This window comes from Solwaraspora sp. WMMD792, from assembly GCF_029626105.1.
Classification (GTDB): Bacteria; Actinomycetota; Actinomycetes; order Mycobacteriales; family Micromonosporaceae; genus Micromonospora_E.
Genome location: NZ_JARUBH010000009.1, coordinates 589,361 through 612,034, shown reverse-complemented (window position 1 = coordinate 612,034; position 22,674 = coordinate 589,361). Strand labels below are relative to the sequence as shown.

The 22,674-nt window shown below is 72.1% G+C and carries 27 protein-coding genes; 11 read left to right on the top strand and 16 right to left on the bottom strand.

Annotated features, from left to right (window positions below; genetic code table 11):
- Window positions 1-85 precede the first annotated feature (85 nt).
- Window positions 86-1,261, bottom strand: a complete 1,176-nt coding sequence (locus O7629_RS04305; protein WP_278167628.1) for an ROK family transcriptional regulator — start codon at window positions 1,259-1,261, stop codon at window positions 86-88.
- A 179-nt stretch (window positions 1,262-1,440) separates the two neighbouring features.
- Between O7629_RS04305 and O7629_RS04300 the strand changes: the two genes are divergently transcribed.
- Window positions 1,441-2,892, top strand: coding sequence for a glycoside hydrolase family 3 N-terminal domain-containing protein (locus tag O7629_RS04300; protein ID WP_278167626.1), 1,452 nt, complete (start codon window positions 1,441-1,443; stop codon window positions 2,890-2,892).
- A gap of 27 nt (window positions 2,893-2,919) precedes the next feature.
- On the opposite strand, the gene ahcY is transcribed toward O7629_RS04300, so the two are convergent.
- On the bottom strand, window positions 2,920-4,389 hold the full coding sequence (gene ahcY, locus O7629_RS04295) for an adenosylhomocysteinase (RefSeq protein ID WP_278167624.1): 1,470 nt from the start codon (window positions 4,387-4,389) through the stop codon (window positions 2,920-2,922).
- Between the two features lie 114 nt (window positions 4,390-4,503).
- The gene (locus O7629_RS04290; RefSeq protein ID WP_278174400.1) at window positions 4,504-5,169 is read right to left on the bottom strand and encodes an NADPH-dependent F420 reductase; all 666 of its coding nucleotides are present in this window, start codon (window positions 5,167-5,169) and stop codon (window positions 4,504-4,506) included.
- Window positions 5,170-5,287: 118 nt separating this feature from the next.
- Here O7629_RS04290 and O7629_RS04285 point away from each other — a divergent pair, with 118 nt between their 5' ends.
- Genes O7629_RS04285 through O7629_RS04275 form a run of 3 tightly spaced genes read left to right on the top strand, consistent with a single transcriptional unit; the run spans window position 5,288 to window position 7,127 of the window.
- Window positions 5,288-5,626 (top strand): PadR family transcriptional regulator, encoded by a 339-nt coding sequence (locus O7629_RS04285; protein WP_278167623.1) that lies wholly within the window; start codon window positions 5,288-5,290, stop codon window positions 5,624-5,626.
- Window positions 5,623-6,447: an ATP-binding cassette domain-containing protein gene (locus O7629_RS04280; protein ID WP_278167621.1), complete on the top strand. Its 825-nt coding sequence runs from the start codon at window positions 5,623-5,625 to the stop codon at window positions 6,445-6,447. The genes O7629_RS04285 and O7629_RS04280 overlap by 4 nt, the downstream gene beginning before the upstream one ends.
- Window positions 6,444-7,127, top strand: coding sequence for an ABC transporter permease (locus tag O7629_RS04275; protein WP_278167619.1), 684 nt, complete (start codon window positions 6,444-6,446; stop codon window positions 7,125-7,127). Before O7629_RS04280 ends, O7629_RS04275 begins: the two co-directional genes overlap by 4 nt.
- Before the next feature lie 15 nt (window positions 7,128-7,142).
- On the opposite strand, the gene O7629_RS04270 is transcribed toward O7629_RS04275, so the two are convergent.
- Together O7629_RS04270 and O7629_RS04265 are read right to left on the bottom strand one after the other, a co-directional pair.
- On the bottom strand, window positions 7,143-8,450 hold the full coding sequence (locus tag O7629_RS04270) for an NAD(P)/FAD-dependent oxidoreductase (protein ID WP_278167617.1): 1,308 nt from the start codon (window positions 8,448-8,450) through the stop codon (window positions 7,143-7,145).
- Between the two features lie 157 nt (window positions 8,451-8,607).
- Window positions 8,608-9,024 carry a CBS domain-containing protein gene (locus tag O7629_RS04265; protein ID WP_278167615.1) on the bottom strand — a complete coding sequence of 139 codons (417 nt, stop codon included), beginning with the start codon at window positions 9,022-9,024 and terminating at the stop codon, window positions 8,608-8,610.
- 212 nt (window positions 9,025-9,236) lie between these two features.
- Here O7629_RS04265 and O7629_RS04260 point away from each other — a divergent pair, with 212 nt between their 5' ends.
- Window positions 9,237-10,322 (top strand): PP2C family protein-serine/threonine phosphatase, encoded by a 1,086-nt coding sequence (locus O7629_RS04260; RefSeq protein ID WP_278167614.1) that lies wholly within the window; start codon window positions 9,237-9,239, stop codon window positions 10,320-10,322.
- A 51-nt stretch (window positions 10,323-10,373) separates the two neighbouring features.
- Here O7629_RS04260 and O7629_RS04255 read toward each other — a convergent pair whose 3' ends face one another.
- The 4 genes from O7629_RS04255 to O7629_RS04240 all read right to left on the bottom strand — a co-directional run bounded on the left by O7629_RS04255 (window position 10,374) and on the right by O7629_RS04240 (window position 12,863).
- Entirely contained in the window at window positions 10,374-11,399 is a 1,026-nt protein-coding gene (locus O7629_RS04255; RefSeq protein WP_278167613.1) for an aspartate-semialdehyde dehydrogenase, read from the bottom strand.
- 125 nt (window positions 11,400-11,524) lie between these two features.
- Window positions 11,525-12,151 (bottom strand): GNAT family N-acetyltransferase, encoded by a 627-nt coding sequence (locus O7629_RS04250; protein ID WP_278167611.1) that lies wholly within the window; start codon window positions 12,149-12,151, stop codon window positions 11,525-11,527.
- 120 nt (window positions 12,152-12,271) lie between these two features.
- On the bottom strand, window positions 12,272-12,583 hold the full coding sequence (locus O7629_RS04245; protein ID WP_278167609.1) for a TraR/DksA C4-type zinc finger protein: 312 nt from the start codon (window positions 12,581-12,583) through the stop codon (window positions 12,272-12,274).
- A gap of 10 nt (window positions 12,584-12,593) precedes the next feature.
- The gene (locus O7629_RS04240; protein WP_278167607.1) at window positions 12,594-12,863 is read right to left on the bottom strand and encodes a hypothetical protein; all 270 of its coding nucleotides are present in this window, start codon (window positions 12,861-12,863) and stop codon (window positions 12,594-12,596) included.
- Between the two features lie 294 nt (window positions 12,864-13,157).
- On the opposite strand from O7629_RS04240, the gene O7629_RS04235 reads away from it, so the two are divergent.
- Window positions 13,158-13,577, top strand: coding sequence for a PadR family transcriptional regulator (locus O7629_RS04235; protein ID WP_278167605.1), 420 nt, complete (start codon window positions 13,158-13,160; stop codon window positions 13,575-13,577).
- On the top strand, window positions 13,574-14,638 hold the full coding sequence (locus O7629_RS04230) for a hypothetical protein (protein ID WP_278167604.1): 1,065 nt from the start codon (window positions 13,574-13,576) through the stop codon (window positions 14,636-14,638). The genes O7629_RS04235 and O7629_RS04230 overlap by 4 nt, the downstream gene beginning before the upstream one ends.
- Before the next feature lie 26 nt (window positions 14,639-14,664).
- Here O7629_RS04230 and O7629_RS04225 read toward each other — a convergent pair whose 3' ends face one another.
- The 4 genes from O7629_RS04225 to O7629_RS04210 form a co-directional block, all read right to left on the bottom strand.
- Window positions 14,665-16,008 carry a pitrilysin family protein gene (locus O7629_RS04225; RefSeq protein ID WP_278167602.1) on the bottom strand — a complete coding sequence of 448 codons (1,344 nt, stop codon included), beginning with the start codon at window positions 16,006-16,008 and terminating at the stop codon, window positions 14,665-14,667.
- A complete protein-coding gene (locus O7629_RS04220; protein WP_278167601.1) occupies window positions 16,005-17,297 on the bottom strand; it encodes a pitrilysin family protein in 1,293 nt (430 codons plus the stop codon). Before O7629_RS04220 ends, O7629_RS04225 begins: the two co-directional genes overlap by 4 nt.
- A gap of 125 nt (window positions 17,298-17,422) precedes the next feature.
- Window positions 17,423-17,668, bottom strand: coding sequence for a hypothetical protein (locus O7629_RS04215; RefSeq protein ID WP_278167600.1), 246 nt, complete (start codon window positions 17,666-17,668; stop codon window positions 17,423-17,425).
- Window positions 17,669-17,724: 56 nt separating this feature from the next.
- A complete protein-coding gene (locus tag O7629_RS04210) occupies window positions 17,725-18,879 on the bottom strand; it encodes an alkaline phosphatase PhoX (RefSeq protein WP_278167598.1) in 1,155 nt (384 codons plus the stop codon).
- A gap of 364 nt (window positions 18,880-19,243) precedes the next feature.
- Here O7629_RS04210 and O7629_RS04205 point away from each other — a divergent pair, with 364 nt between their 5' ends.
- Complete coding sequence (locus O7629_RS04205; protein WP_278167596.1) at window positions 19,244-20,329, top strand: 3-deoxy-7-phosphoheptulonate synthase; 1,086 nt, start codon at window positions 19,244-19,246, stop codon at window positions 20,327-20,329.
- Window positions 20,330-20,464: 135 nt separating this feature from the next.
- Here the strand turns inward: O7629_RS04205 and O7629_RS04200 are convergent, their stop codons facing one another.
- Window positions 20,465-20,755: a GlsB/YeaQ/YmgE family stress response membrane protein gene (locus tag O7629_RS04200; protein WP_123600346.1), complete on the bottom strand. Its 291-nt coding sequence runs from the start codon at window positions 20,753-20,755 to the stop codon at window positions 20,465-20,467.
- 140 nt (window positions 20,756-20,895) lie between these two features.
- Between O7629_RS04200 and O7629_RS04195 the strand changes: the two genes are divergently transcribed.
- Together O7629_RS04195 and O7629_RS04190 are read left to right on the top strand one after the other, a co-directional pair.
- Window positions 20,896-21,108 carry a hypothetical protein gene (locus tag O7629_RS04195; protein ID WP_278167595.1) on the top strand — a complete coding sequence of 71 codons (213 nt, stop codon included), beginning with the start codon at window positions 20,896-20,898 and terminating at the stop codon, window positions 21,106-21,108.
- A 6-nt stretch (window positions 21,109-21,114) separates the two neighbouring features.
- Window positions 21,115-21,318 (top strand): hypothetical protein, encoded by a 204-nt coding sequence (locus O7629_RS04190; RefSeq protein WP_278167594.1) that lies wholly within the window; start codon window positions 21,115-21,117, stop codon window positions 21,316-21,318.
- A gap of 51 nt (window positions 21,319-21,369) precedes the next feature.
- On the opposite strand, the gene O7629_RS04185 is transcribed toward O7629_RS04190, so the two are convergent.
- Together O7629_RS04185 and O7629_RS04180 are read right to left on the bottom strand one after the other, a co-directional pair.
- Window positions 21,370-21,699, bottom strand: coding sequence for a hypothetical protein (locus O7629_RS04185; RefSeq protein ID WP_278167592.1), 330 nt, complete (start codon window positions 21,697-21,699; stop codon window positions 21,370-21,372).
- Between the two features lie 3 nt (window positions 21,700-21,702).
- Entirely contained in the window at window positions 21,703-22,062 is a 360-nt protein-coding gene (locus O7629_RS04180) for a DUF6158 family protein (protein WP_278167591.1), read from the bottom strand.
- Window positions 22,063-22,213: 151 nt separating this feature from the next.
- Between O7629_RS04180 and O7629_RS04175 the strand changes: the two genes are divergently transcribed.
- Complete coding sequence (locus O7629_RS04175) at window positions 22,214-22,648, top strand: hypothetical protein (RefSeq protein WP_278167590.1); 435 nt, start codon at window positions 22,214-22,216, stop codon at window positions 22,646-22,648.
- Window positions 22,649-22,674: the final 26 nt, after the last annotated feature.

Genomic DNA, 22,674 nt, shown 5'->3' with positions numbered 1-22,674 from the left:
CGGACCATCCAATCACGCCGTGGGTGGTGCCGCCCCACCTGGCCGCGCCGGGGTGGCCGGCACCACCCGACGGGTGTCCCCGGGGTCAGGCCACGGTGGATCCGAAGACCTCGTCGCGGGCCGCGTCGAGGGCGGTCCGCAGGGCGCCCTGCAGCACCGGCTCCTCGGTCAGCTCGGTGACCACCACCCGGGGCGCGACCAGGGTGATCGCGGCGACCTCGTGCTGCACCCGCTCGGCGAGAGCGCTGCCGCCCGCCTGGCCGACCTCGCCGGTCAGCACGACCAGCGGCGGGTCGAGCACCACGCAGCTGCTGGCGACACCGAGCGCGAGCCGGCGGGCCAGCTCGTCGAGCAACGGCCCGCCCCGGGTGCCGGCGGCGATCGCGGCCCGCACCGCGTCACCCGCGCTGGCCGCCCGGAACCCGTGTTCGCGGGCCACCGCGCGGACCGCGTCGGCGCCGGCGAGCTGCTGGAACGCCGGCTTGGCCCGGCGGGAGACGTCGCGCGGGATCGGCGCACCGGGCACCGGCAGGTAGCCGATCTCGCCGGCCGCGCCGGTGCTGCCGTGGTGCAACCGGCCGCCGAGCATGATCGCCAGGCCGACCCCGACGCCGGCCCAGACCAGCACGAAGTCGGGCACGTCGCGGGCGGCGCCGGCGTGTGCCTCGGCGACGGCGGCGAGGTTGACGTCGTTTTCGAAAACGACGGTGGTGTCCAGGTCCTCGCGCAGCGCGGCGAGCAGGCCGCGGTGCCAGCGCGGCAGGTTGTACGCGAAGGTGATGTCGCCGTTGGCCGGGTCGACCAGGCCGGGGGTGCCCAGCACCACCCGCCGTACGCTGGCCAGCTGGGTCTCGGCGCTGCTGGCGGCCTGCACCACCGCGTTGTGCACCACACCGACCGGGTCGTCGGTGTCCCTGGTGGACTGCTCGACCCGGCCGATCACCGATCCGGTGATGTCGGCGCAGGCGGCCACCACCCGGTCCGGTCCGACGTCGACTCCGACGACGTGCGCGCTGGCCGGCTGTACGGCGTACAGCTGGGCGTTGGGGCCCCGGCCACCGGCCTGTTCGCCGACCCGGGTGACCAGCCCGCGTCCTTCCAGCCGCTCGACCAGCTGCGACGCTGTCACTTTGGACAGTCCGGTCAGCTCGCCGAGTTGGGCCCGGGTGAGTGGTCCGCGGGCGATGAGCAGCTCCAGCGCCGCCCGGTCGTTGAGCGCTCGCAGCAGCCGGGGCGTGCCGGGCAGGCGCGGGGAACCCATGTGGTCGTCCTCTAGCATTTAGGAAAGTTAACTATTATCTTGGCATCCGCAACGGAAGTAGCCGTAGCGTAGTCGCCGGTGACACCCTCGGCGGTCGGACGACCCGGCACTCACCGGCAACGAACAGCGCCTCCCCGGTGCGCCACTCGGACCGCGGAGACGCCACGGAGGGGGAGAACATGCCGAACGACCCGGCGCTGCGGCGGCTGGCGCTGCGCACCCTGCTCGCCGCCTACCCCGGCACCACCGTCCCGCAGTGGGCGATCGACCTGGTCGGCGACGGGCTCGCCGGGCACACCCTGTTCGGCGGCAACGTGGACCGACCCGAACAGCTGCGGGCCGCCACCGACGCGCTGCGGGCCGCCCGGGCCGACGTGCTGATCGCCATCGACGAGGAGGGCGGCGACGTGACCCGGCTGGCGCACGCCACCGGCAGCCCGTACCCCGGCAACGCGGCGCTCGGCGCGGTCGACGACCCGGCGCTGACCCGGCAGGTCTACCGGGCGATCGGCGACGAACTCGCCGCCTGCGGGGCGAACCTCGATCTGGCCCCGACCGTCGATGTGAACACCGCCGACGACAACCCGATCATCGGCACCCGGTCGTTCGGGGCCGATCCGGCGCTGGTCGCCACGCACGCGGTGGCGGCCGTCGCCGGGCTGGCCGACGCCGGGGTCGCCGGCTGCGCCAAGCACTTCCCCGGCCACGGCGCCACGGTCACCGACTCGCACCTCGAACTGCCCACTGTCGACGTACCGATGGCGGTGCTGCGCCGGCGGGACCTGCCGCCGTTCGCCGCCGTGGTCGAAGCCGGCACCCCGGCGATCATGACCGCGCACATCCGGGTCCCGGCGTTGACCGGCGACGCGCCGGCCACCTTCAGCCGGGCCGCGCTGACCGGCCTGCTCCGCGACGAGTACGGCTTCACCGGGGTGATCGTCACCGATGCGCTGGAGATGCGGGGTGCCACCCTGGCCGCCGGTGGGATCGTCCCGGCGGCGGTCGCCGCCCTGGCCGCCGGTGCCGACCTGCTCTGCATCGGCGCCCGGGTGGACCACGCACTTGTCGAACGGGTCGCGGCGGGCATCATCGCCGCGATCGGCGACGGGACGCTGCCGGTCGGCCGGGTCGAACAGGCGGCCGACCGGGTGACCGCGCTGGCCGCCGTGGTCTGGCCGGCGGCGGATGGGACCGCCGGCCCGGCCGACCTGGGGTACACCGCCGCCCGCCGCGCCGTCCGGGTGGAAGGCACCCTCGACGGGCTGGCCGACGCACTGGTGGTGCAGCTGACCGCCGGCTCGACGATCGCCGAGGGCCGGGTGCCGTGGGGCCTCGGACCGCACCTCGGCAACGCCCGGCAACTGCGGGTGGCACCGGCCGAGGTAACCGCCGAGCAGGTCGCGGCGGCCGCCGACGGCCGGCCGTTGGTGCTGGTCGGCCGGCACCTGCACCGGGTGCCCGGCGCCGGTGACCTGGTCGAACGGCTGGCCGCCCGGCACCCGGTCGCGGTGGTGGAGATGGGCTGGCCGTCGGCCTGGCGCCCGGCCGGAGTACGGGCCTTCGTCACCACCTACGGTGCGAGTCACGCCAACGGCCGGGCCGCCGCCGAGGCCCTCGGCCTGGCCGCCTGAGCGGCCAGACCGGACGCGCTGTGCGGGTCAGTAGCGGTAGTGCTCCGGCTTGTACGGGCCGGCCACGTCCACGCCGATGTAGTCCGCCTGGGCCTTGGTCAGCACGGTCAACTTGGCGCCGAACGCGTCCAGGTGCAGCCGGGCCACCTTCTCGTCGAGATGCTTGGGTAGCACGTACACCTGCTTGCCGTACTCGCCGATCTTGGCGTACAGCTCGACCTGGGCGATCACCTGGTTGGAGAAGGACGTCGACATCACGAAGCTCGGGTGACCGGTCGCGTTGCCGAGGTTCAGCAGCCGGCCCTCGGAGAGCACGATCACCGAGTGGCCGTCCGGGAAACGCCACTCGTCGACCTGCGGCTTGACGTTGATCCGCTCGATCCCCGGCACCTTCGCCAGACCGGCCATGTCGATCTCGTTGTCGAAGTGCCCGACGTTGCCGACGATCGCGTTGTGCTTCATCTTCGCCATGTGGTCGGCCAGGATGATGTCCTTGTTGCCGGTGGTGGTGATGAAGATGTCGCCGCGGTCGACGACGTCGTCCAGCGTCACCACGTCGAGGCCGTCCATCGCCGCCTGCAGCGCACAGATCGGGTCGATCTCGGTCACCACGATCCTGGCCCCCTGGCCGCGCAGCGACTCCACGGCGCCCTTGCCGACGTCGCCGTAGCCGCAGATCACCGCGAGCTTGCCGGCGATCATCACGTCGGTGGCCCGGTTGATCCCGTCGACCAGCGAGTGGCGGATGCCGTACTTGTTGTCGAACTTGCTCTTGGTGACCGAGTCGTTGACGTTGATCGCCGGGAAGAGCAGGTTGCCCTCGCGGGCCAACTCGTACAGACGGTTGACCCCGGTGGTGGTCTCCTCGGAGACACCGATGATCGGCTTGGCCATCTCGGTGTACTTGGTCGGGTTCGCGACCAGCGAGCGGCGCAGGGTCTCCAGGATGATGCCGTACTCGACCGAGTCGGTCTCCGCGGTGGAGGGCACCGCGCCGGCCTCCTCGAACTGCTTGCCGAGGTGGATCAGCAGGGTCACGTCGCCGCCGTCGTCGACGATCGAGTCCGGCCCGCTGCCGTCCGGCCAGGTCAGCATCTGCTCGGTGCACCACCAGTACTCGTCGAGCGTCTCACCCTTCCAGGCGTACACCGCGACACCCTGCGGGTTGTCGACCGTGCCGTGCGGGCCGACCACGACCGCCGCGGCGGCCTGGTCCTGGGTGGAGAAGATGTTGCAGGAGACCCAGCGCACGTCGGCCCCGAGCGCGGTCAACGTCTCGATCAGCACCGCCGTCTGCACGGTCATGTGCAGCGATCCGGCGATCTTGCGGCCCTTGAACGGCTGCTGGGCGGCGTACTCACGGCGCAGTGCCATCAGCCCGGGCATCTCGTGCTCGGCGAGCTCGATCTCCTTGCGACCGAAGGTCGCCAGGGACAGGTCGGCGACCTTGAAGTCGCTGACCGACCCGGCGCTGTCGGCGGTCAGAGTGACGGTCACTAGAACTCCTCGGGTCTCAACGGATGCGTCCGTCCTGCCGGACACGGCACGCACGACACCCGTCCACCATACGGCCAGGATTGCGGTTCACCCGACCCGAGGGCTCGACCGCCGTCAGTCGCGCGCGAGCGCGAAACCGACCGTCGGACCGGCACCGCCGCCATAGGCCACCTGGATGAGCAGCGCGGCGACCGGCTCCAGGTAGCGGGCGCTGGACAGCGGGCCGGCGTCAACCGTGTCGAAGCCCAACTGCGTGCCGAGTTCCTGGACGGTCTTCTTGGCGGCCAGGTCGTCGCCGGCGACCGGCACCGACTGCCGGACGCCGCCGAGAACCGGCCGGGCGTGGTTCGGGGCGAGCACCGTGTTGAACGCCTTGACCACGTTGGCCGCCGGGACCATCTCGGCGACCTGCTCGGCGGCGGACGTGTCGTGCCCGACCCGCAGCGACATGTGGTCCGGGCCGAGCGGATTGGTCACGTCGATCACTGTGCTGCCGGCCAACGCGTCGGCGACCGGCCCGGCGAGCGCGTCACCGATCCCGGTGTACGGCACCGCCAGCACGACCAGCTCGGCGTCCGCCGCCTGGGCGGCGTCGCCGGCGGTCACCCCGGTGCCGGTGGTCGCCTCGGCCAGCCGCGGCGAATCCGGGCTGGACGCGGAGATCGTCACCTGGTGACCGACCTCGGTCAGCCGCCGGGCCAGGGCCGAGCCGACGTTGCCGGCGCCGATGATGCCGATGTCCATCATTCTCTCCCTCTCCGACGGGTCGTCACTGTCGATCGGGTACCCGCCGGCCCGGCACGGAAACAGCGCCGTACGGAAACCAGCGCCGCACGGGAACCAGCGAACTCGGGGTAGGTTGTGGCGCCACCTAGATAGCGCTGCTATCTTTCTGGCCGTGGATCAGGAACGGCGGGGCCAGTGGCTGCGCGGGGTGCTCGACCTCTGTGTGCTCGCGGCGCTGCACCGGCACGAGTCGTACGGTTACGAGCTGGCCCAGTCGCTGCAGGCGGCCGGGCTCGGGCCGATCAAGGGCGGCACCCTCTACCCCGTACTGCTCCGGCTGCAACGGACCGGCCTGGTCGACGCCCGATGGCGCGCCGGCACCAGCGGCCCGGCCCGCAAGTACTACCGGCTGACCGAGTCCGGTGCGCAGCGGCTGCGCCAGACCACCGCCGACTGGCGGTCCTTCGCCACCGGTGTCGACACGATCCTGCAGGAGGTGACCACCTCGTGAACCAGCAGACCTGGCTCGCCGCCCTGACCGGCGAGCTGCACCGACACGGCATCGACCGCGAGTTGGCCGGACACGTCGTCGCGGAGGCCGCGGCCCACCTGTACGACAGCGGCGAAGCGCCGTTGGCGGTCTTCGGCACCCCGGCCGACTACGCCACCGACGTGGCGCGCAGCGTCGGTGGGCCGGCTCAGATCCCGCGCCGCGTCCACCCGGGCCCGGTCCGGCTCGACGTGCAGGACGTCACCAAGCGGTACCGCCGACACACCGTACTGGACCGGGTGCGACTCACCGTCCGGGCCGGCGAGATCGCCGCCGTGGTCGGTGCCAACGGCAGCGGCAAGAGCACCCTGCTGCGCATCTGCGCCGGCCTGGCCAGCCCGGACAGCGGCCGGGTCCGGGTGTACGGCACCCTCGGCTACTGCCCGCAGTCCGGCGGCACCGGCGACTTCCTGCACCCGGACGAGCACTTCGCGCTGGTCGGTGCCGGCCGTCGGCTCAGCCGGACACAGTCGCGTACCGCCGGGCGGACGCAGGCCGCGGTCCTGGACTGGGACGCGTCCGCCGCCGTCCAGGCCCGGCACCTGTCCGGCGGCACCCGGCAGAAGCTCAACCTGGTGCTGGCCGGGCTCGGCGACCCGGACCTGCTGCTGCTCGACGAGCCGTACCAGGGCTTCGACCGCGGCACCTACCTGGACTTCTGGCACCAGGTGTGGCGCTGGCGCGATGCCGGCAAGGCGGTCGTGGTCGTCACCCACCTGCTGAACCAGCTCGACCGGGTCGACCTGGTGCTCGACCTGACCGGAACGGAGGCCGGTCGATGAGCCGGGTGCTGACCGTGGCGGAGATGACGTTGCGCGAGACGTCCCGGCGACGCGGCGTACTGGCGATCCTGCTGGTCTTTCCGCTCTGCTTCTATCTGGCCCGTCGGGGCGATTTCGCCGGGCAGTCGATCCGGTTCGTCTGCCTCGGGCTCGGCTGGGCGCTGAGCACGGCGGCGCTGTTTGCCGGCAACGCCAACCGTGATCTGGAGACCCGGCTGCGGCTGACCGGCTACCGGCCAGCGCAGCTGTGGGCCGGCCGACTGCTGGCGCTGTGGGCGGTCGGTGTGCTGCTTTCCGTGCCGTACTTCCTGCTGGTGCTGTTCGACCAGCCCGGTGTACGGCACGGGGCGATCGGCCTGATCATGCTGGTGATGGTCGCCGTGGCGGTGCCGTTCGGGCTGGCGATCAGCGCGGTGCTGCCCCGCGAGCTGGAAGGCACCCTGATCCTGCTGACCATCGTCGGGCTGCAGATGGTGATGGACCCGGCCAGCCCGGCCGCGCGGGCGCTGCCGTTCTGGTTCAGCCGGGAGATCGCCACCTACGCGATCGACCACACCGACAGCGGCTACCTCGACCGAGGGCTGCTGCACGGCGCGGTCGTCGCGGTCACGATGGTCGCCCTGGTCGCGATCGCCACCGGGGTACGGCTACGCCGCCGACCCCACCTACGGTTCGGGTGACGGCTCCGTACCAGGTCAGCGGCCGACCGGGTACACCAGCTCCGGCGACGCGGTGTCCAGCGGTACCGCCGCCGGCGGTACCAGACCGAGCTGCACGCCCTGGCGCGACAGCAACGACTCCAACGTCCAGTCGGCCGCCACCCGGATCCGGTTGCCCGGGATCGACGCCAGGTGGTAGCCCCGGGTCACCGCCTTGGCCAGTGGGCCGGAGATCGGCACGTGCAGCGGGTTCGCCGCCGCCTGCGCGCCGCCGAGGTCGACCACGAACCCCAGGTCCTTGTGCCGGTACGGGCGGAACGAGCCGTGCCCGTACGACGCGGCGACGTTCTGCGCGGCCAGCTTGCCCTGCCGGACGGCGTGCTGGGCGGTCATCGGGGTGACCTCGCCCGGCCGGTTCGGGTCGGGCACCGCGGCGGCGTCACCGCACGCGTACACCTCCGGATGCTGCGGTACGGCGAGGAACTCGTCGACCACCAGCCGGCCCTTCAGGGTGGTCAGTCCCAATTCGTCCACCACCGGGTCGGGGCGCACCCCGACGCACCAGATCAGCGACCGGGTCGGGATGAACTCCCCGTCGGACAGACGCACCCCGTCGCTGGTCGCCTCGCGGACCGAGGTGCCGAACCGGGTCTCGACGCCCCGCGCGTCGAGGACCTTCTGCGCGGTGACCGACATCCGCTCGTCCAGCTCGGGCAGCACCCGGTCGGCCAGGTCGAGCAGCAGCCAGCGCACCTGCTGGCCGGCGAGCCGGGGATGCCGGCGGACCAGCAGGTCGGTGGCGGAGACACAGTGCGCCGCGACCTCCGTACCGGTGTATCCGGCACCGACCACGACGAAGGTGCACCGGGCGGCCCGCTCGGCCGGATCGTCACTCAGGTCGGCGAGTTCGATCTGCCGGGTGAGGTGGTCGCGCAGGTAGAGCGCCTCCGGCAGGGTCCGGAAGCCGTGCGCGTGCTCGTTGACGCCGGGGATCGGCAGCAGCTTGTTGACGCTGCCGATGGAGACGATCAACCGGTCGTAGCTCAACTCGGCCCGGTCGCCCTCGCCGTCGACGTAGCAGATCCGCCGGTCCGGCAGGTCGATCTGGTCGATCTCGCCGAGCACCACCCGCACGCCGGGCAGGGTGTCCGGCAGCGAGACGGTGACCCGGCGCGGCTCCAGCACACCCGAGGCGACCTCGGGCAGCAACGGCACGTACAGGAAGTAGTCGGTCGGGTTGATCAGGACGATCTCGGCGGACCCCCGGGCCAGCCGGGACAGGGTACGGGCAGCCTGGTAGCCGGCGAAGCCGGCACCCGCGATGACGATGCGTGGTCGCTTCATACTGATCTCCGATCGGGGTGGGTGAGAGCGCAAGCAGGTGTCCCCGTGTCTGCCGGACCCGGGCGCCGGGGAGACCGGGCAGACCTGTCGGGGACACCCACCAGAGGGTTTCCGGTGCCGCTCACCGGGCCCGGTGGGCGCGGCGGCGGTCCGGTGGTCAGTTGTTCGGGTCGTCGGTGCTGATGTCGGCCAGCACCGAATCCGGTTCCCACTCGACGGCGAGGTCACCCATGGAGACGACGCCGACCAGCCGGCCGTCGTCGACCACCGGCAGCCGCCGTACCGAGTAGGTCCGCATCAGCTCCGCGGCCGCGACCGCGTCGTCGTACGGCGACACGACCACCACGTCCTCGGTGATGATCTGGCTGAGCTGGGTCATCGACGGATCCATCTCGGATGCCACCGCCCGGACCGTGATGTCCCGGTCGGTCACGATTCCTTGGATATCGCTGCCGTTGGTGACGATGATGTCGCCGATGTCGGCATCCCGCATCTGCCGCGCCGCCGCCGTCAACATGTCACTCGCGTCCATGGTGAACGGCCGGGCTGTCATGAACTCTCCGACGGTCGTCATCGCGCACTCCTCTCGGTGTCGGCGCCGTCTTCGGGGTACCCGGGGTCGGGAGCGGAAAACCAGCGCCCTCCCCCGGTCGGTGGGATCGGCTACGCTCGCAGGTCGAAACGGCCGCGCCGGCACGAGGTGCACGGGCGGGCAGGCCGGGTAGGGAGCACGTCGTGTGGGCACGCCGGGTCAGCTGGCGTAAGCCTCTTTTGCCGGATTCGCGGGTGCCGCACCCGGCCGACCGGTCGTTGCTGCACCGCACCGAACGCTGGCGCGGAATGCCGCTGGCGTTGGCGCTGATCGCGGTCATCACCGTCATCGACGTGCTGACTCAGACAAACGCGGTCGTTCTCGGGTTCCTGTCGCTGGCCCCGCTGCTCGCCGCCGCCGTCGAGAAGACCCGACGGACCGCGCTGGTCACCGCGGTCGCCTGCGTCGTCGCGTTGGTCGCCGGGCTACCCAGCGGCATGTTCGGCAGCCTGGACCATCTGCTGCGCAGCAGTGTCGTCTTCGCGGTCGGCATCGTGTCGATCTACGTGGCCCGGTCCCGGAACCTGCGGGAGGCCCGGCTGCGCCGGATGACCGAGATCGCCGAGGTCGCGCAGCGGGCGGTGCTGCGCGCACCGCCCCCGCAGCTGGGCGATGTCGCCCTGGTCGCCCGGTATCTGTCCGCGTCCGAGGCGGCCAACGTCGGCGGTGACCTGTTCGCCGTCGTGGACAGCCCGTACGGGACCCGGATCATCATCGGGGACGCGTGCGGCAAAGGGCTGCAGGCGGTCCAGATGTCGGCCACCGTGATGGGTGCCTTCCGGCAGTCCGCCTTCGTGCAGCCGGAACTGTCCGCCGTCGCCGCCGATCTGGACCAGGCGGTGTACCGGGACGGGATAGGTACCGGGCAACCGGCGCAATTCGTCACCGCCGCCCTGGTGCAGCTCACCGACGACACGCTGACCGTGATCAACTGTGGCCATCCGGCGCCGGCGCTGCGGACCTCAGCCGGAACGCTGGAGATCCTGGAGCCCGGCGACCGGCACCCGCCGCTGGGGCTGCGCCGCGACGCGCCGGACCCGCTCCGGTTGACCCGGCCGTGGCAGGTCGGAGACCGGCTGCTGCTCTACACCGACGGGTTGGTGGAGGCCCGCAACGGCCGCGGTGAGTTCCTCGCCTCGGACCGGGTGACCGCGTGCCTGGAACTGCCGGACCGGCGGGAGGCGCTGGACCGCGTCGTCACTGAGCTGCAGCGCCACGCCGGCGGCCAGATCAGCGACGACGCCGCGATGCTGCTCGCCGAACGGGTCGCCGCCGACTGACGACGACCCGTTCCGGCGGTGTGACGGCTGATCGGTTGTGTGTCAGCTGGCTCAGGTTGCGGCGGCGATCAGCAGCTCGGCGATCTGCACCGCGTTGAGGGCGGCGCCCTTGCGCAGGTTGTCGTTGGCGCAGAACAGCGCCAGGCCGTGCTCGACGGTCTCGTCGACCCGGATCCGGCCGACGTACGTCGGATCCTGGCCGGCGGCCTGCAGCGGCGTCGGCACGTCGGACAGCGCCACGCCGGGCGCGTCGGCCAGCAGCTCGGCCGCCCGCCGCGGGTCGATCGGTCGGGCGAACCGGGCGTTGATCTGCAGCGAGTGGCCGGTGAACACCGGCACCCGGACACAGGTCCCGCTCACCCGCAGCTCGGGGATGCCGAGAATCTTGCGACTCTCGTTGCGCAGCTTCTGCTCCTCGTCGGTCTCGTCGGAGCCGTCGTCGACGATCGAGCCGGCCAGCGGCAGCACGTTGAACGCGATCGGCGCGGCGAACGACCGGGGCGCCGGGAACTCCACCGCGCCGCCGTCGAAGGTCAGCGACGCCGCCCCCTCGGCGACCTTGCGGACCTGCTCGTCCAGCTCGGCGACACCGGCCAGGCCGGCGCCGGAGACCGCCTGGTAGGTCGCGACGACCAGGCTGACCAGGCCGGCCTCGTCGTGCAGCGGGCGCAGCACCGGCATCGCCGCCATCGTGGTGCAGTTCGGATTAGCGATGATGCCCTTCGGGCGGTCGGCGGCGGCCTGCGGGTTGACCTCGGCGACCACCAGCGGTACGTCCGGATCCATCCGCCAGGCCGACGAGTTGTCGATCACCACGGCACCCGCCGCCGCGACCCGGGGTGCCAGCTCCTTCGAGGTGGCCTTGCCAGCCGAGAAGAGCGCGATGTCCAACCCTCGGTAGTCGGCGGTGGCGGCGTCCTCGACGACGATCTCGCCGCCGCGCCAGGGCAGGGTCCGGCCGGCCGAGCGGGCCGAGGCGAACAACCGCAACTCGTCGACGGGCACCGCCCGCTGCTCCAGTACCTGCCGCATGACGCTACCGACCTGCCCGGTCGCGCCGACAATCCCGATCCTCATATCGCAACCCCGATCCTCATGCTGCGAAGGTTACCGACGGGCCGGGCCGGGACGGAACCGAGTTGTCCGGCGTCACCTTCCGGCCCGTCGGCGTACCCCCGCGCAGTCAGATCAGGTACGCGTGATCAGTTCAGGTGCCGGCGGGCCAGCTGCGGCTGCCGCCACATCGGCCAGAGCAGCGGTCCGCCGTCGGGCAGGTGGAACGGGGCCGTGGCGGTGAGCCGGTAGCCGAGCCGGGCGTACAGGTCGCGGGCTCCGGGGCTGCTGGCCACCACGTAGGCGGCGCTGCCGGCGGTGTCGAAGATGGCGTGCCGGTGGTTCAGCAATGCCGTACCGAGGCCGTAGCCCTGCCGGTCCGGGGCGACCCCGAGGTACGCCAGATAGTGGTGCTCGCCCACCGGGTGTCGTTCGGCGAGGGCGTTGTCCAGCAACCGGAACCGGTACGCGTACTCACCACAGGTGTCGTCGAGCAGCTGCTCGTACTCGACCGGGTTGGGCAGGATCAGGCTGCACGGACGCCACACCGCCACCGCGCTGTAGTCCTCAGTGAGGTAGATACTGCCCTGGCGCAGCCCGTAGTCGATCAGCGCCGGACAGAACCGCTGGTAGACCCGGCGACGGGCGACCGGGTCCGGGATCAGCCAGGACGACTCGGGGGTGTCCAGAAATGCCTCCACCAGTGTCTTGGCCACTTGCGGGGTGTCGGTGTAGGTCGCGTACCGGATCATCACCGACGTGTGGAGCTGGGGCATCAGCGCTCGCCTCTCTGCGGCACATTGCGGACACCCGGGTACAACGGACAACACACCGTCGCGGGTTCGAATGTATTTGCCCGCCTACCGACCGCGAGTCGGTAGGCGGGCAAGTCGCGGTCAGCGCGTGCAGGGTACGCAGTACCGCGCGTGCGGCAGGATCTCCAGCCGTTCCCGGAGGATGTCGCCACCGCATCTGTCGCAGCGGCCGTAGCGGCCAGCGGCGATCCGGTTCAGCGCCTCGACGGTCTGGTCGTAGCCGCGCCGGGCGGCGACGACCAGCGCGGCCCGGGTGTGCGCTTCGCCTGGGTCACCGGTGTCGGCGGTGAGTTCGGTCAGCTGCGCCCGGTGCGTGTCCAACTGCTCGGCCAGTTTCACCCGCACCTGTTCGATCCATTCGTTGCCGCGGGTGCCGTGCAGTTCGGTGCCCATCGGGTCCCCCTCAATAGAAAAAGGGCCGAAGCTGGTCCGCTTCGCCCCTGGTGGCCGTCGTCGTGATGGTGCGACGGCCGTCCGGAGGACCCCGGCCGGTGGGGCGCGGCAGGCCCGGCCGGCCGGCGGCGCGGGGCACGCCGGCACCCGGCACCACGATGCCCGGCACCACGACGTCCCACACCACGGCATCCGGCACCACGACGCCCGGCACGCCGATGCCCACGCCGATCGGAGCCGTGACAGTCACGGCTCCGTCGCGCTGCGCAGGAGTGATCATCCGGCAACCATAGGACGCCCCGACAGGAAAGCCAACACGTTAACTACCTAACCGGACATACCAGACGGGCCGCGCGGACCTGACGGACGCGATCTAGAAGGATCGTGGTCGATATACCGGCCAGATCCTTCTAGATCGCGGGGTGGGCGCGGCCCGGGGGGTGGGTGCCCGGGGGGCGTGGGCTCGGGTGGCTGGCGGTTGCGGGCAGTTGCAAAGGCGAGCTAGTCTGAGATGCAACTAGTCGAGAAGCGACTTACATCCGGCTGCGGACTAGTCAGAGCAGGGAGGTGCGCGATGGGCGGCGCGACCGATCCGGCCGCGAACTGGATCCGGGCCGGACTCGGCTTGGCGATCATGGCCGCGCTCACCGAAGGCGACCGGCACGGATACGCGCTGGCACAGCGGCTGGCCGAGTTCGGGCTCGGCCCGATCCGCGGTGGCGCGCTCTATCCGGTGCTGAACCGGCTGGAGTCCGAATCGGCGGTGCGCTCCGACTGGCTGCCGGGCGAAGGTGGCCCGGGCCGGAAGGTCTACTCGATCACCGAGGCCGGCCGACGACGGCTGGCGGACGAACGCACCCGATGGGCCGAGTTCACCGACGCGTTCGAGTGGCTGCTCACGGCGACCGACAACGGCGACAACGGCGGCGACGGCAGCGAGGACGACCAGCAACACCTGACGCAGGACAGCGGCCGGGGAGGACGACCGACATGACGGAACCAACCGCGACGACGGAACCCTTCGAGCGGTGGGAACTACCCGCCCGGCTCGCGCTGAGCGACCGGGGCGTCGGGTACCACCTGGCGAACCCGATCATCGCCGACGTGCAGGCACACTGCGCGTACACCGGGCAGAGCCCGTACGACGCGTTCGGATCCCCTGAGGAGTTCGCCATGGTCGCGGCGGCGGAGCAGCCGGCGCACCTGCGCGACAATCCGGACCGGGACGGCTACACCCCGGGCGACCACCTGTCCGGCGGTCTGTTCACCCTGGCGCTGGCCGGGGTCGTCGGCTCGCTGTTCTACGCGGCGCTGGAGCGGACCCTCACCCTCTCCGCGACCCCAGCGGCGCTGACCGGGATGGCCTTCCTCGGCCTGGCGGTGTTCGTCGTCCGCGGCGTACCGGGCGCGCTGCGCGCCGCCGGCCGGCCACGGCTGGCCACCGCGTCGTTCGCCCTGGTCGCGCTGCTGGCCGGGCTCGCCGTGACGGCATTCTTCGCGCTGCCCCGCGAGCCGGTGTTCCCCGTCCCGGCTCTCGCGGTCGCTGCGGTGTCACTGCTGGTGCTGCTGTGGCAACTGCGCGGGCCGAAGAAGCCGCGCCAGCCGATCGAGCACACCCCGCCCACCCCGGGTACGGCGGGGCGCGACAACGACGACAGGGACCTGGACGCGTGGTTCCGCCGGCTCACCGGCCTGCTGGTCGGCCGCTACGACCTCACCCCCGCGCGGGCCGGCGAGCTGGCCCGGCAGGCCCGCGACCACCTTGCTGCGGCTCAGGGCACCACCCCGGACAGCGAGTTCGGTCCGGTCGAGGAGTACGCCCGGGAGCTCGCCGACCACGAACCGCAGCGACGCGTACCGTTCTGGCGCACCGCACCCGCCATGCTGATCGGCAGCCTCGCCGGGCTCAGCCTCGCGGTCAGCGCATTCCTGGCCTGGTCCGCTGAGGGCCACTACTGGGCGGCGTACGGCATCGCGCTGCCGGGCGGCCTCGGGTCGGCCTGGTACGCGGGCGTGCACCTGCTCCGCACCCTGCGCCTGCTGCGACGGCGCTGAGCCCGACACCCCGGGCCCGGTGCGGATCAGTCGGCGTCGTGCAGCTCCCCCAGGCCGGAGGCGGTCAGTTCGTCGCGGATCTTGGCCGCATCGCCCTCCACCACCAGGGTCAGCCCTTCGGCCTGCAGGTGGGTGGCGGCGGCGGCGGAGACCTGCTCGACCGTCGCCGACAGCAGCTCGTCGCGCAGCCGGGCGTGGTAGTCGTCGGGCAGCCCGTGCACGACCAGCGTCGCCAGGGCGCTGGCGATCGCCGGCGGGGTCTGCAGCTCGACCGAGAGCTGGCCGGCCCGCCAGGACCGAGCCACCGCCAGCTCCTCCTCGGTCACCCCGTCGGCCTGGGTACGGGACACCTCACCGACCGAGTCGATCAGGGCGGGCGCGGTGACCCCGGTCTGCACACTGGAACTGACCGCGAAACGACCGAACCGGCGGGACATCCCGAAGTCCGACCGGATGCCGTACGTGTAGCCGCGTACCTCGCGGATCAGGTGGTTGAGCCGCGACGTGAAGGCTCCACCGAGGACGGTGCTGGCCAGGGTCATCGGCACGTAGTCGGGGTGGGCCCGGTGCGGGGCCGGATGGCCGAGCCGCAGCGTGGACTGCACCGCGCCGGGCCGGTCGACCAGGATGATCCGCCGATGGTCCCGCAAACTGACCGGCAGCGGTGGTCCGGGCTGTGACGGCGAGCCGGTCGCCCCGGCGAAGGCGGCCACGCCGAGCGCGTCCAGGTCGATCAGGTCCAGATCGCCGGCGACCAGCAGGGTTCCGGGCCGGGTGAACCACGCACGGTGGAAGTCGACGACGTCCGCCACCGTCACCGCCGCCACCGAGTCGGGGTCGCCGCCCATCGGCCGGCCGTGCCGCTGGTCGGCACCGAACAGGTCGGCGCGCAGCGCGGCTTCGGCCCGCGGCCCCGGGTTGGCCCAGTACATCCGCAGCGCGGTCGCCTCGTCGTCGCGGACCCGCTCGACATCGGACGGATCCAGGCGGGGGGTGCGGACCGCCTCGGTGAGCAGTTCGACGGCCGCGCCGAGCCGGTCGGTGCTGACCTGCACGCCGACCCGGAACGAGTCCCAGTCGGCGGAGAGAGACAACTCGGTGCCGAGACCCTCCAGGACCAGGGCGTACGCGGCCGAGTCCCGGGTCTCGGTGCCCTCTTCGAGAGCCTTGGCGAGCACTCCGGCCAGCCCTTCCCGGCCGACCGGTTCCCGGCCGGCGCCGGCGTCCAGCAGCAGGGTCGCCACCGCCAGCCGGTGGCCGGGCAGGTGGGCGGCGACGATCTCGCCGCCGGCCACGCTGCGCCGGACCACGTCCGGGAAACGGTACGGCCGGGCGGCGCCCGGTCCGGGACGCTGCGCGATGATCGTCACTGGTCGCCCTCCGGCAGATAGCTGAGCTGGACCCGATTGTCCGGCCGCAACAGGCGTGCGGCCTCGTCGTTGACCGCCTCGGTGGTGACCGCCTGCCAGCCCGGCAGCCGGTCCCCGGCGCGGGCCGGGTCACCGAACTGGGTGGCGTAGCGGCCGAGGGTGTCGGCCCGGCCCTCGAAGCTGGCGACCTGACGCCACCAGCCCGTGGTGAGCAGCGCCTTGGCCCGGTCGACCTCCGCGTCGGTGACGCCGTCGCGGGCCACCTCGTCGAGCACCTCGATCAGGCCGTCGGCGAGCCGCTCGGCGGTCACCGTCGGCTGGGCGGTCGCGGTGATGATCAGCGGTGCGGGCGCGTGCGCCAGGTCGACACCGTACGCACCCAGGTAGTCGGGCTGCGCGATCCGGGCGCCGTCGGCCAGCCGTTGGTAGAGCCGGCTGCCCCGGCCGCTGCCCAGCACGGTGCCGAGCACGGTCGCCACGTCGTACGCCGGGGTTCCGAACGGGTGGGTGCGGTAGGTGAAGTAGTGCCGGGCGGCCGGTACGTCGGTGGTGACCGTCTCGGTCACCGGGCCGGCCAGTGGCGCCGGCGTACGCCCGTCCGGTGCCGGCGGGATGTCGACCCGCGCGGCGATCCCACCGAAGTACTTGTCGGCCAGGCTGAACACCTCGTCGGCGTCGGTGTCGCCGACCACGGTCAGCACCGCGTTGTTCGGCGCGTAGTACATCTCGTGGAACGCCTGGAAGGTGGCCAGATCGGCGGCGTTGAGGTCGTCCATCGAGCCGATCGTGGCGTGGTGGTACGGGTGCCCCGGCGGGTAGAGCAGCGGCAGCAGCCGTAGCCAGGCGTCGCCGTACGGCACGTTGTCGTAGCGCTGCCGCCGCTCGTTCTTGACCACCTCGCGCTGGTTGTCCAGCGTCTCCTGGGTCAGCGCCGGCACCAGGCCGCCCATCCGGTCGGCTTCCAGCCACAACGCGAGGGCCAGATGCTCGGCGGGGACGGTTTCGAAGTAGTTGGTCCGGTCCGGGTTGGTGGTGGCGTTGAGCGAGCCGCCCGCGCCCTGCACCAACTTCATGTGCTCGGTCTTGGCGACGTTGACCGATCCCTCGAACATCAGGTGCTCGAAAAGATGGGCGAATCCGGTCCGGCCGGAGGGCTCGTGACGCGAGCCCACGTCGTACCAGAGATTGACCGCGACCACCGGCGCGCTGGAGTCGGGGCTGACGACGACCCGCAGGCCGTTGTCCAGCCGGGTGGTCTCGATCGGCCAGGGGTACCCGTTGGGCGACATGCGACCGACGTTATCCGATCGGGGCCCCGGCCGGCCGCACCGGGCCGGCCGGGTGCCGTCGAGGGTTGGCCGTTGCCGTCAATGGCTTGACCGTTGCCGGCAAAGGTCGGCCGGCGCCATCGGGGTCAGCCGGGCGGCTCGCTGCCCGACTGCGGACGCGGCTGCTCGCGCCGGTCGGAGTCGTCCAGGATGGCTGCGGCCTGACGCACCGGGTCGTCGCTGCCGGCCGCCTCCTCCTCCGGCAGCAGGTGACCGGCGCGCGATTCGATCCGCTCCGCCTCGGCTTCGCCGTCGGCTGCCGCCTGACCTGTGGTGGCGGCGCCCGGTGGTGGTGGGCCGGTGAACGGGTCGTCGTCGGTGTCAGTGTTCATGGGCCGAGGGATTACCCGGGCGGCGGCCGAGTCATGCATGTCGCCCTCCACGTAGGTCAGGAGCGGAACGGGCCGCGTACCTCGTAGGTGATGCCGCCGGAGGACGCACCTGAGGTGCCACGCTGCGACGAAAAGTACAGCCGACCGCCGTCCGGGGAGAACGCCGGACCGCAGATCTCCGACGACGACTGGCCGCTGATCCGCAGGAACGGCGCGATCCGCCCGTCCGGGGTGATCAGGCAGATCTCCATGTTGCCGCCGTCCTCGGCGACGTACAGATCACCGCCCGGCGTACCGACGATGTTGTCGACGCCGGTCAGCGGCGGGGTGCCGGAGACCAGCGAGTCGTCGTAGGCCAGATCGATCCGCTGGCCGACCGCGTCGTACGCCCAGACCCGGTTGTCGCCCTTGGTGGTGAACCAGCAGACGCCGTCGGCGTAGTGGCATCCTTCGCCGCCGTTGAACCGTTTCGCGCCGGAGACCTGGAAGCGGGTGGCGATCGGGCCGCCGTCCGGGTCCGGCACCCGGGCCCAGCTGACCGGCCCGCTGGTGCCGCTGCCGGCCACCAGCACCTCCAGGGTGCCGGTGGACAGGTCGCCCCAGGTGTCCGGCCGGAACCGGTAGAAGCAGCCGTTGCTCTCGTCCTCGGTCAGGTAGATCACGCCGCGGACCGGGTCGGCGGCGGCGGCCTCGTGGCAGAACCGGCCCATCGCCGGGCGCCGGACCGCGCCGGTGCCGCCGAGCGGGTACGTCTCGTAGACGTACCCGCGGGCCACCTCCTCGCAGGAGAGCCAGGTGCCCCAGGGCATGGCGCCACCGGCGCAGTTGCGGTTGGTGTCCGCCAGGATCCGGTACGCCGAGACGACGTCGCCGCTGGCGTCGAACCGGATCGCCGAGGCACCGCCGGTACGGGAGATCTCCGAGTTGGAGACGTACACCCAGCCGGTCCCGGCGGCGAAGCAGGCACCGCCGTCCGGCGCGTCGTGCCAGACGTACGAGGTGTCGCCGACCCGCTGCCGGGACCGGGCCACGATCCGGCTGGTGAAGCCGGCGGGTAGCGCGATGCCGTTGGCGTCGGGGCTGCCGGGTGGCCCGTACGGGCCGGCGCCGGGTTGCGCAGGTGCGGCGAAGGCGCCGGTCCAGAGACTGCCGGAGAAGGCGGCGGCACCAGCGCCGACCACCGTGGCACGCAGTACGCTACGACGATCCATCTCGACCTCCATCGATGCTTGTGGCAATCGATGAAGCTAGGTGTCGCTGGTGGCCACGGATGCCGGTCGTGGTTAACAGACGGCGAGAACCGGCCGAAGTCCGGTGGTGGCACCCGACTGCCGGCCCCGGCCGGGGTGGCGCTCAGCGGCTGATCCGGTACAGTGTGCGTCGTGGTGCGCACGTATCGATGGTTTAGGCAGCCGGCCCTGGTGCCGGTGGCTCAGCCTTGACCTGACGTCACCCCACCAGAGCCGGCCAAGGGCAGCGGGCATCGAGCCCCTGCCCTTTCGTATGCCAACGAGCAGCCGGCTCGGCTGGGGGCGCCGGCTCCCCAGGGAGACTGGCGGAAGGAACAGACACCACATGAGCACCTCCATCGGACGCGTCGCCGATCAGCGCATCGACCGGGTCGTCCCGCTCACCACCCCGGCCCTGCTGCACCACGAGCTGCCCCTCGACGACCAGCTCACCGCGCGGGTGCTGGACGGCCGACGAGCCGTCGCCGGCGTGCTCGACGGACAGGACGACCGGCTGCTGGTCGTGGTCGGCCCATGTTCGGTGCACGACCCGGCCGCCGCCCTTGAGTACGCGCACCTGCTCGCCGCGGCCGCCGAACGGCACGCCGACGACCTGTTGATCGTGATGCGGGTGTACTTCGAGAAGCCGCGGTCGACGGTCGGCTGGAAAGGTCTGATCAACGACCCGGGCCTGGACGGCTCCGGGGACGTCAACTCCGGGCTGCGGATCGCCCGCTCGCTACTGCTCGAGGTGCTGCGGGCCGGGCTGCCGGTGGGCTGCGAGTTCCTCGACCCGATCACCCCGCAGTACATCGCCGACGCGGTGGCCTGGGGGGCGATCGGCGCCCGCACCGTCGAGAGCCAGGTCCACCGGCAGCTGTCCTCCGGGCTGTCCATGCCGATCGGCATGAAGAACCGCCCGGACGGCAGCGTCGCCACCGCGGTGGACGCCATCCGGGCCGCCGCCGTGCCGCACGTCTTCCCCGGCATCGACATGTCCGGGACGCCGGCGATCCTGCACACCCGGGGCAACGCCGACTGCCATCTGGTGTTGCGCGGCGGTGCCGGTGAGCCCAACTACGACGCCGAGTCGGTGGCCGCCGCGCTGGACCTGCTGCGGGCCGCCGGACTGCCGCAGCGGCTGGTCATCGACGCCAGCCACGGCAACAGCGGCAAGGACCACCGCCGGCAGCCGCTGGTCGTCGAGGACGTCGCCGGGCAGCTCGGCGCCGGGCAACGGGGCATCGTCGGGGTGATGCTGGAGTCGTTCCTGGTGGCCGGCCGGCAGGATCTGGACCCGACCAGGGAACTGGTGCACGGACAGTCGATCACCGACGCCTGCCTGGGTTGGGACCAGACCGCCCAGGTCCTTGGGCGGCTGGCGAAGGCGGTCGGGGACCGCCGGGCGGCGCTGGCCGCCGCGCAGCGGTAGCCTGCAGCGCTCGGCTGCGGCCAGGCTGCGGAGCCAGGCCGCAGCCGGCGCACCGGCCGGCCTCAGGCGGAGTCAGCGGGTGGCCCGAGCACCCAGGGGCGTCGGGTCAGCGGGTAGTCCGACCCGGGCGTCGGGTCAGCGGGTAGCGCGCCCCGGGGCGTCGGTCGGCCGGTGGCCGGCCACCCGCGCGGCGATCCAGACGAAGAACACCGCCAGCGCGACCTGGATCGCGTGTCGCAGCCAGTCGATCCCGGCGGTCTCGCCGATGCCCAGCCAGGCGGCGATCACCCCGCCGAGCAGGGCGGCGGCGATTCCGACCCCGATGGTCAGCCAGACTGAGATGTTCTGCCGGCCGGGTAGCAGCAGACGTCCCAGAGCGCCGATGATCGCGCCAGCGACGAGCGCCCACAAGATGGTGCCGATCATGAGTCCACCTCCTGGCCCGAGCGTAGGTGCCCGGATCGGACCGAGAGGGCGGAACGCCGACGGTCGGCAGGATGAACCCGGCGGTCCGGTCGGTACGTGGAGCGTCGTTTGCCGTGCCGCGTGCGGGGTAGCAGGCGGAGGTGACCGATGAGACGTCCCGTGCCGAGCTGTACGCACTGCTCGACGACATCTACCTCGGCAAGGAACGGGTGAGCCGGGCCGAGATCGCCCGCCGGGCGGTCGCCGCCGAGCTGCCCGCTCACCTGCTGACCAGGATCAATGCCCTGCCGGAAGGCGAATACGCCCAGGACGAGGCGGAAGAGGTCCTGCATTCATCTACGGAAGGTGCCTGATCACCGATGGACGAGCACCAGAACCGGTCGGCCGCCGCACTCGGCCAGACCCCGGACGGACAGCCACCCGAGGACGACCCGGACTTCGCCGGCGAGCACGACGACACGGCGGTCTCCCACGACATCATCGAAGGGACCGACCGGGACCGGGAGCCGGAGACGCCCCGCGGCTGGTCCGGGATGGAGAAGCCCGGGTTCACCGCCGACTGACGAGCAACCGGCGTTACGGACTGACGGTCAACCGGCGTTACCGGCTGACCGTCAACCGGCGTTGAGGTTGTCGGTGACCGCCCGGACCAGGCTGGTCAGCGTCTCGTCGGCGAGCCGAGTCAGTTGCTCGTGCGGCAGGTCGGAGTCCAGCTCCAGGCGGAGCATTGCACCGCCCGCCTGCACCGGGTACACCTGCACGACAGCCGTCCACGGGCCGCCCGCCGTCGACCACCGGGCCTGCAGGTGGTCGCCGTGGGCTGGTTCCGCCGGCACCTGGCGCAGCGGCCCCGGCAACCAGGCGGCCCTGCGGTCGGGGTCGGTCGCGGTGCCGAACGCCACCTCAGGGGGCGCGGAGACACCGCGTTCGGCGTACGCGGGCACGACTCACTCCCCGTGCCGCAACCGGGCGGCATCGACCTCCCGGCCCGGGTGCCGGGTGAGGTACTCGGTCTCCAGGTCGGCGGTACGGTGCAAATGGTTGGCCAGCGCCGCGTCGGTGCCGTGCCGCAGCGTGTCCAGCCGAGTCCGGTGCAGGCTGCCGATCTCGCGGAGCAGTTCGTCGTCGGCCAGCTCGACCGGGTCGATTCCGGTTTCGTCGACCGTGTCGACCCAGGTCTCGGCGCCCGGTTCGGGCGGGTCCGACCAGGTTCGGGTGGCACCGCCGGGCGGGTGGTCCGGGCGGGGCTCGAAGGGCCGACCGGCCGCAGCCGGGGAGTAGCTGCCGTACCGCGCTGAATCCGTCATCTCCGGCCTCCGGGGAGTCGACGAGGCATTACCGTCGTAGGGTTCCCCGGCCGGTCGGCGGCAAACACCGGGCGCTGGCTTCCGGGCGGCCACGCAGCTGACTACGACGGCTCGTCGGAGAAGCCGACGGCCGGCCGGTACGCTTCCCTGCATGCGGCAGCTGTGGACCCCGGTGTGGATCCTGCGGCACCTGGCGGCGGTGGCGCTGGTGGTGGGCTTCCTCGCGCTCGGCTGGTGGCAGATCAGCCGGGCCGCCGCCGGCAACACGCTGAGCTGGGCGTACGCGGTGGAATGGCCGGTTTTCGCGGCGTTCGTGGTGTTCATCTGGGTCCGCGAGATACGGCAGGCCCACCGGGCGGTGCCCGGCCCGGACAACGGCACGCCAGACAACGGCACGCCGAGGAACGACACACCGGTGAACGCGCCATCGCGGGAGGCGGCGTTCGGCCGACCGGTACGGGTCCGGTCTGCCCCTGGCGTGACCGCCACCCCCGGCCCGGACGACCCGGAGTTGGCCGCCTACAACAACTACCTGGCCTGGCTGAACGCGAACCCGCACGCCAGGGCCGGCGACTACCCGGGCTGACCGGAGAGAGAGAAGGACGGACGACA

Coding starts and splice junctions, on each gene's coding strand:
- O7629_RS04305 (WP_278167628.1), bottom strand. CDS start 1,261: ATGGGTTCCCCGCGCCTGCCCGGCACGCCCCGGCTGCTGCGAGCGCTC.
- O7629_RS04300 (WP_278167626.1), top strand. CDS start 1,441: ATGCCGAACGACCCGGCGCTGCGGCGGCTGGCGCTGCGCACCCTGCTC.
- O7629_RS04275 (WP_278167619.1), top strand. CDS start 6,444: ATGAGCCGGGTGCTGACCGTGGCGGAGATGACGTTGCGCGAGACGTCC.
- O7629_RS04270 (WP_278167617.1), bottom strand. CDS start 8,450: ATGAAGCGACCACGCATCGTCATCGCGGGTGCCGGCTTCGCCGGCTAC.
- O7629_RS04265 (WP_278167615.1), bottom strand. CDS start 9,024: ATGACGACCGTCGGAGAGTTCATGACAGCCCGGCCGTTCACCATGGAC.
- O7629_RS04255 (WP_278167613.1), bottom strand. CDS start 11,399: ATGAGGATCGGGATTGTCGGCGCGACCGGGCAGGTCGGTAGCGTCATG.
- O7629_RS04250 (WP_278167611.1), bottom strand. CDS start 12,151: ATGCCCCAGCTCCACACGTCGGTGATGATCCGGTACGCGACCTACACC.
- O7629_RS04245 (WP_278167609.1), bottom strand. CDS start 12,583: ATGGGCACCGAACTGCACGGCACCCGCGGCAACGAATGGATCGAACAG.
- O7629_RS04240 (WP_278167607.1), bottom strand. CDS start 12,863: ATGATCACTCCTGCGCAGCGCGACGGAGCCGTGACTGTCACGGCTCCG.
- O7629_RS04235 (WP_278167605.1), top strand. CDS start 13,158: ATGGGCGGCGCGACCGATCCGGCCGCGAACTGGATCCGGGCCGGACTC.
- O7629_RS04230 (WP_278167604.1), top strand. CDS start 13,574: ATGACGGAACCAACCGCGACGACGGAACCCTTCGAGCGGTGGGAACTA.
- O7629_RS04220 (WP_278167601.1), bottom strand. CDS start 17,297: ATGTCGCCCAACGGGTACCCCTGGCCGATCGAGACCACCCGGCTGGAC.
- O7629_RS04215 (WP_278167600.1), bottom strand. CDS start 17,668: ATGAACACTGACACCGACGACGACCCGTTCACCGGCCCACCACCACCG.
- O7629_RS04210 (WP_278167598.1), bottom strand. CDS start 18,879: ATGGATCGTCGTAGCGTACTGCGTGCCACGGTGGTCGGCGCTGGTGCC.
- O7629_RS04205 (WP_278167596.1), top strand. CDS start 19,244: ATGAGCACCTCCATCGGACGCGTCGCCGATCAGCGCATCGACCGGGTC.
- O7629_RS04200 (WP_123600346.1), bottom strand. CDS start 20,755: ATGATCGGCACCATCTTGTGGGCGCTCGTCGCTGGCGCGATCATCGGC.
- O7629_RS04190 (WP_278167594.1), top strand. CDS start 21,115: ATGGACGAGCACCAGAACCGGTCGGCCGCCGCACTCGGCCAGACCCCG.
- O7629_RS04180 (WP_278167591.1), bottom strand. CDS start 22,062: ATGACGGATTCAGCGCGGTACGGCAGCTACTCCCCGGCTGCGGCCGGT.
- O7629_RS04175 (WP_278167590.1), top strand. CDS start 22,214: ATGCGGCAGCTGTGGACCCCGGTGTGGATCCTGCGGCACCTGGCGGCG.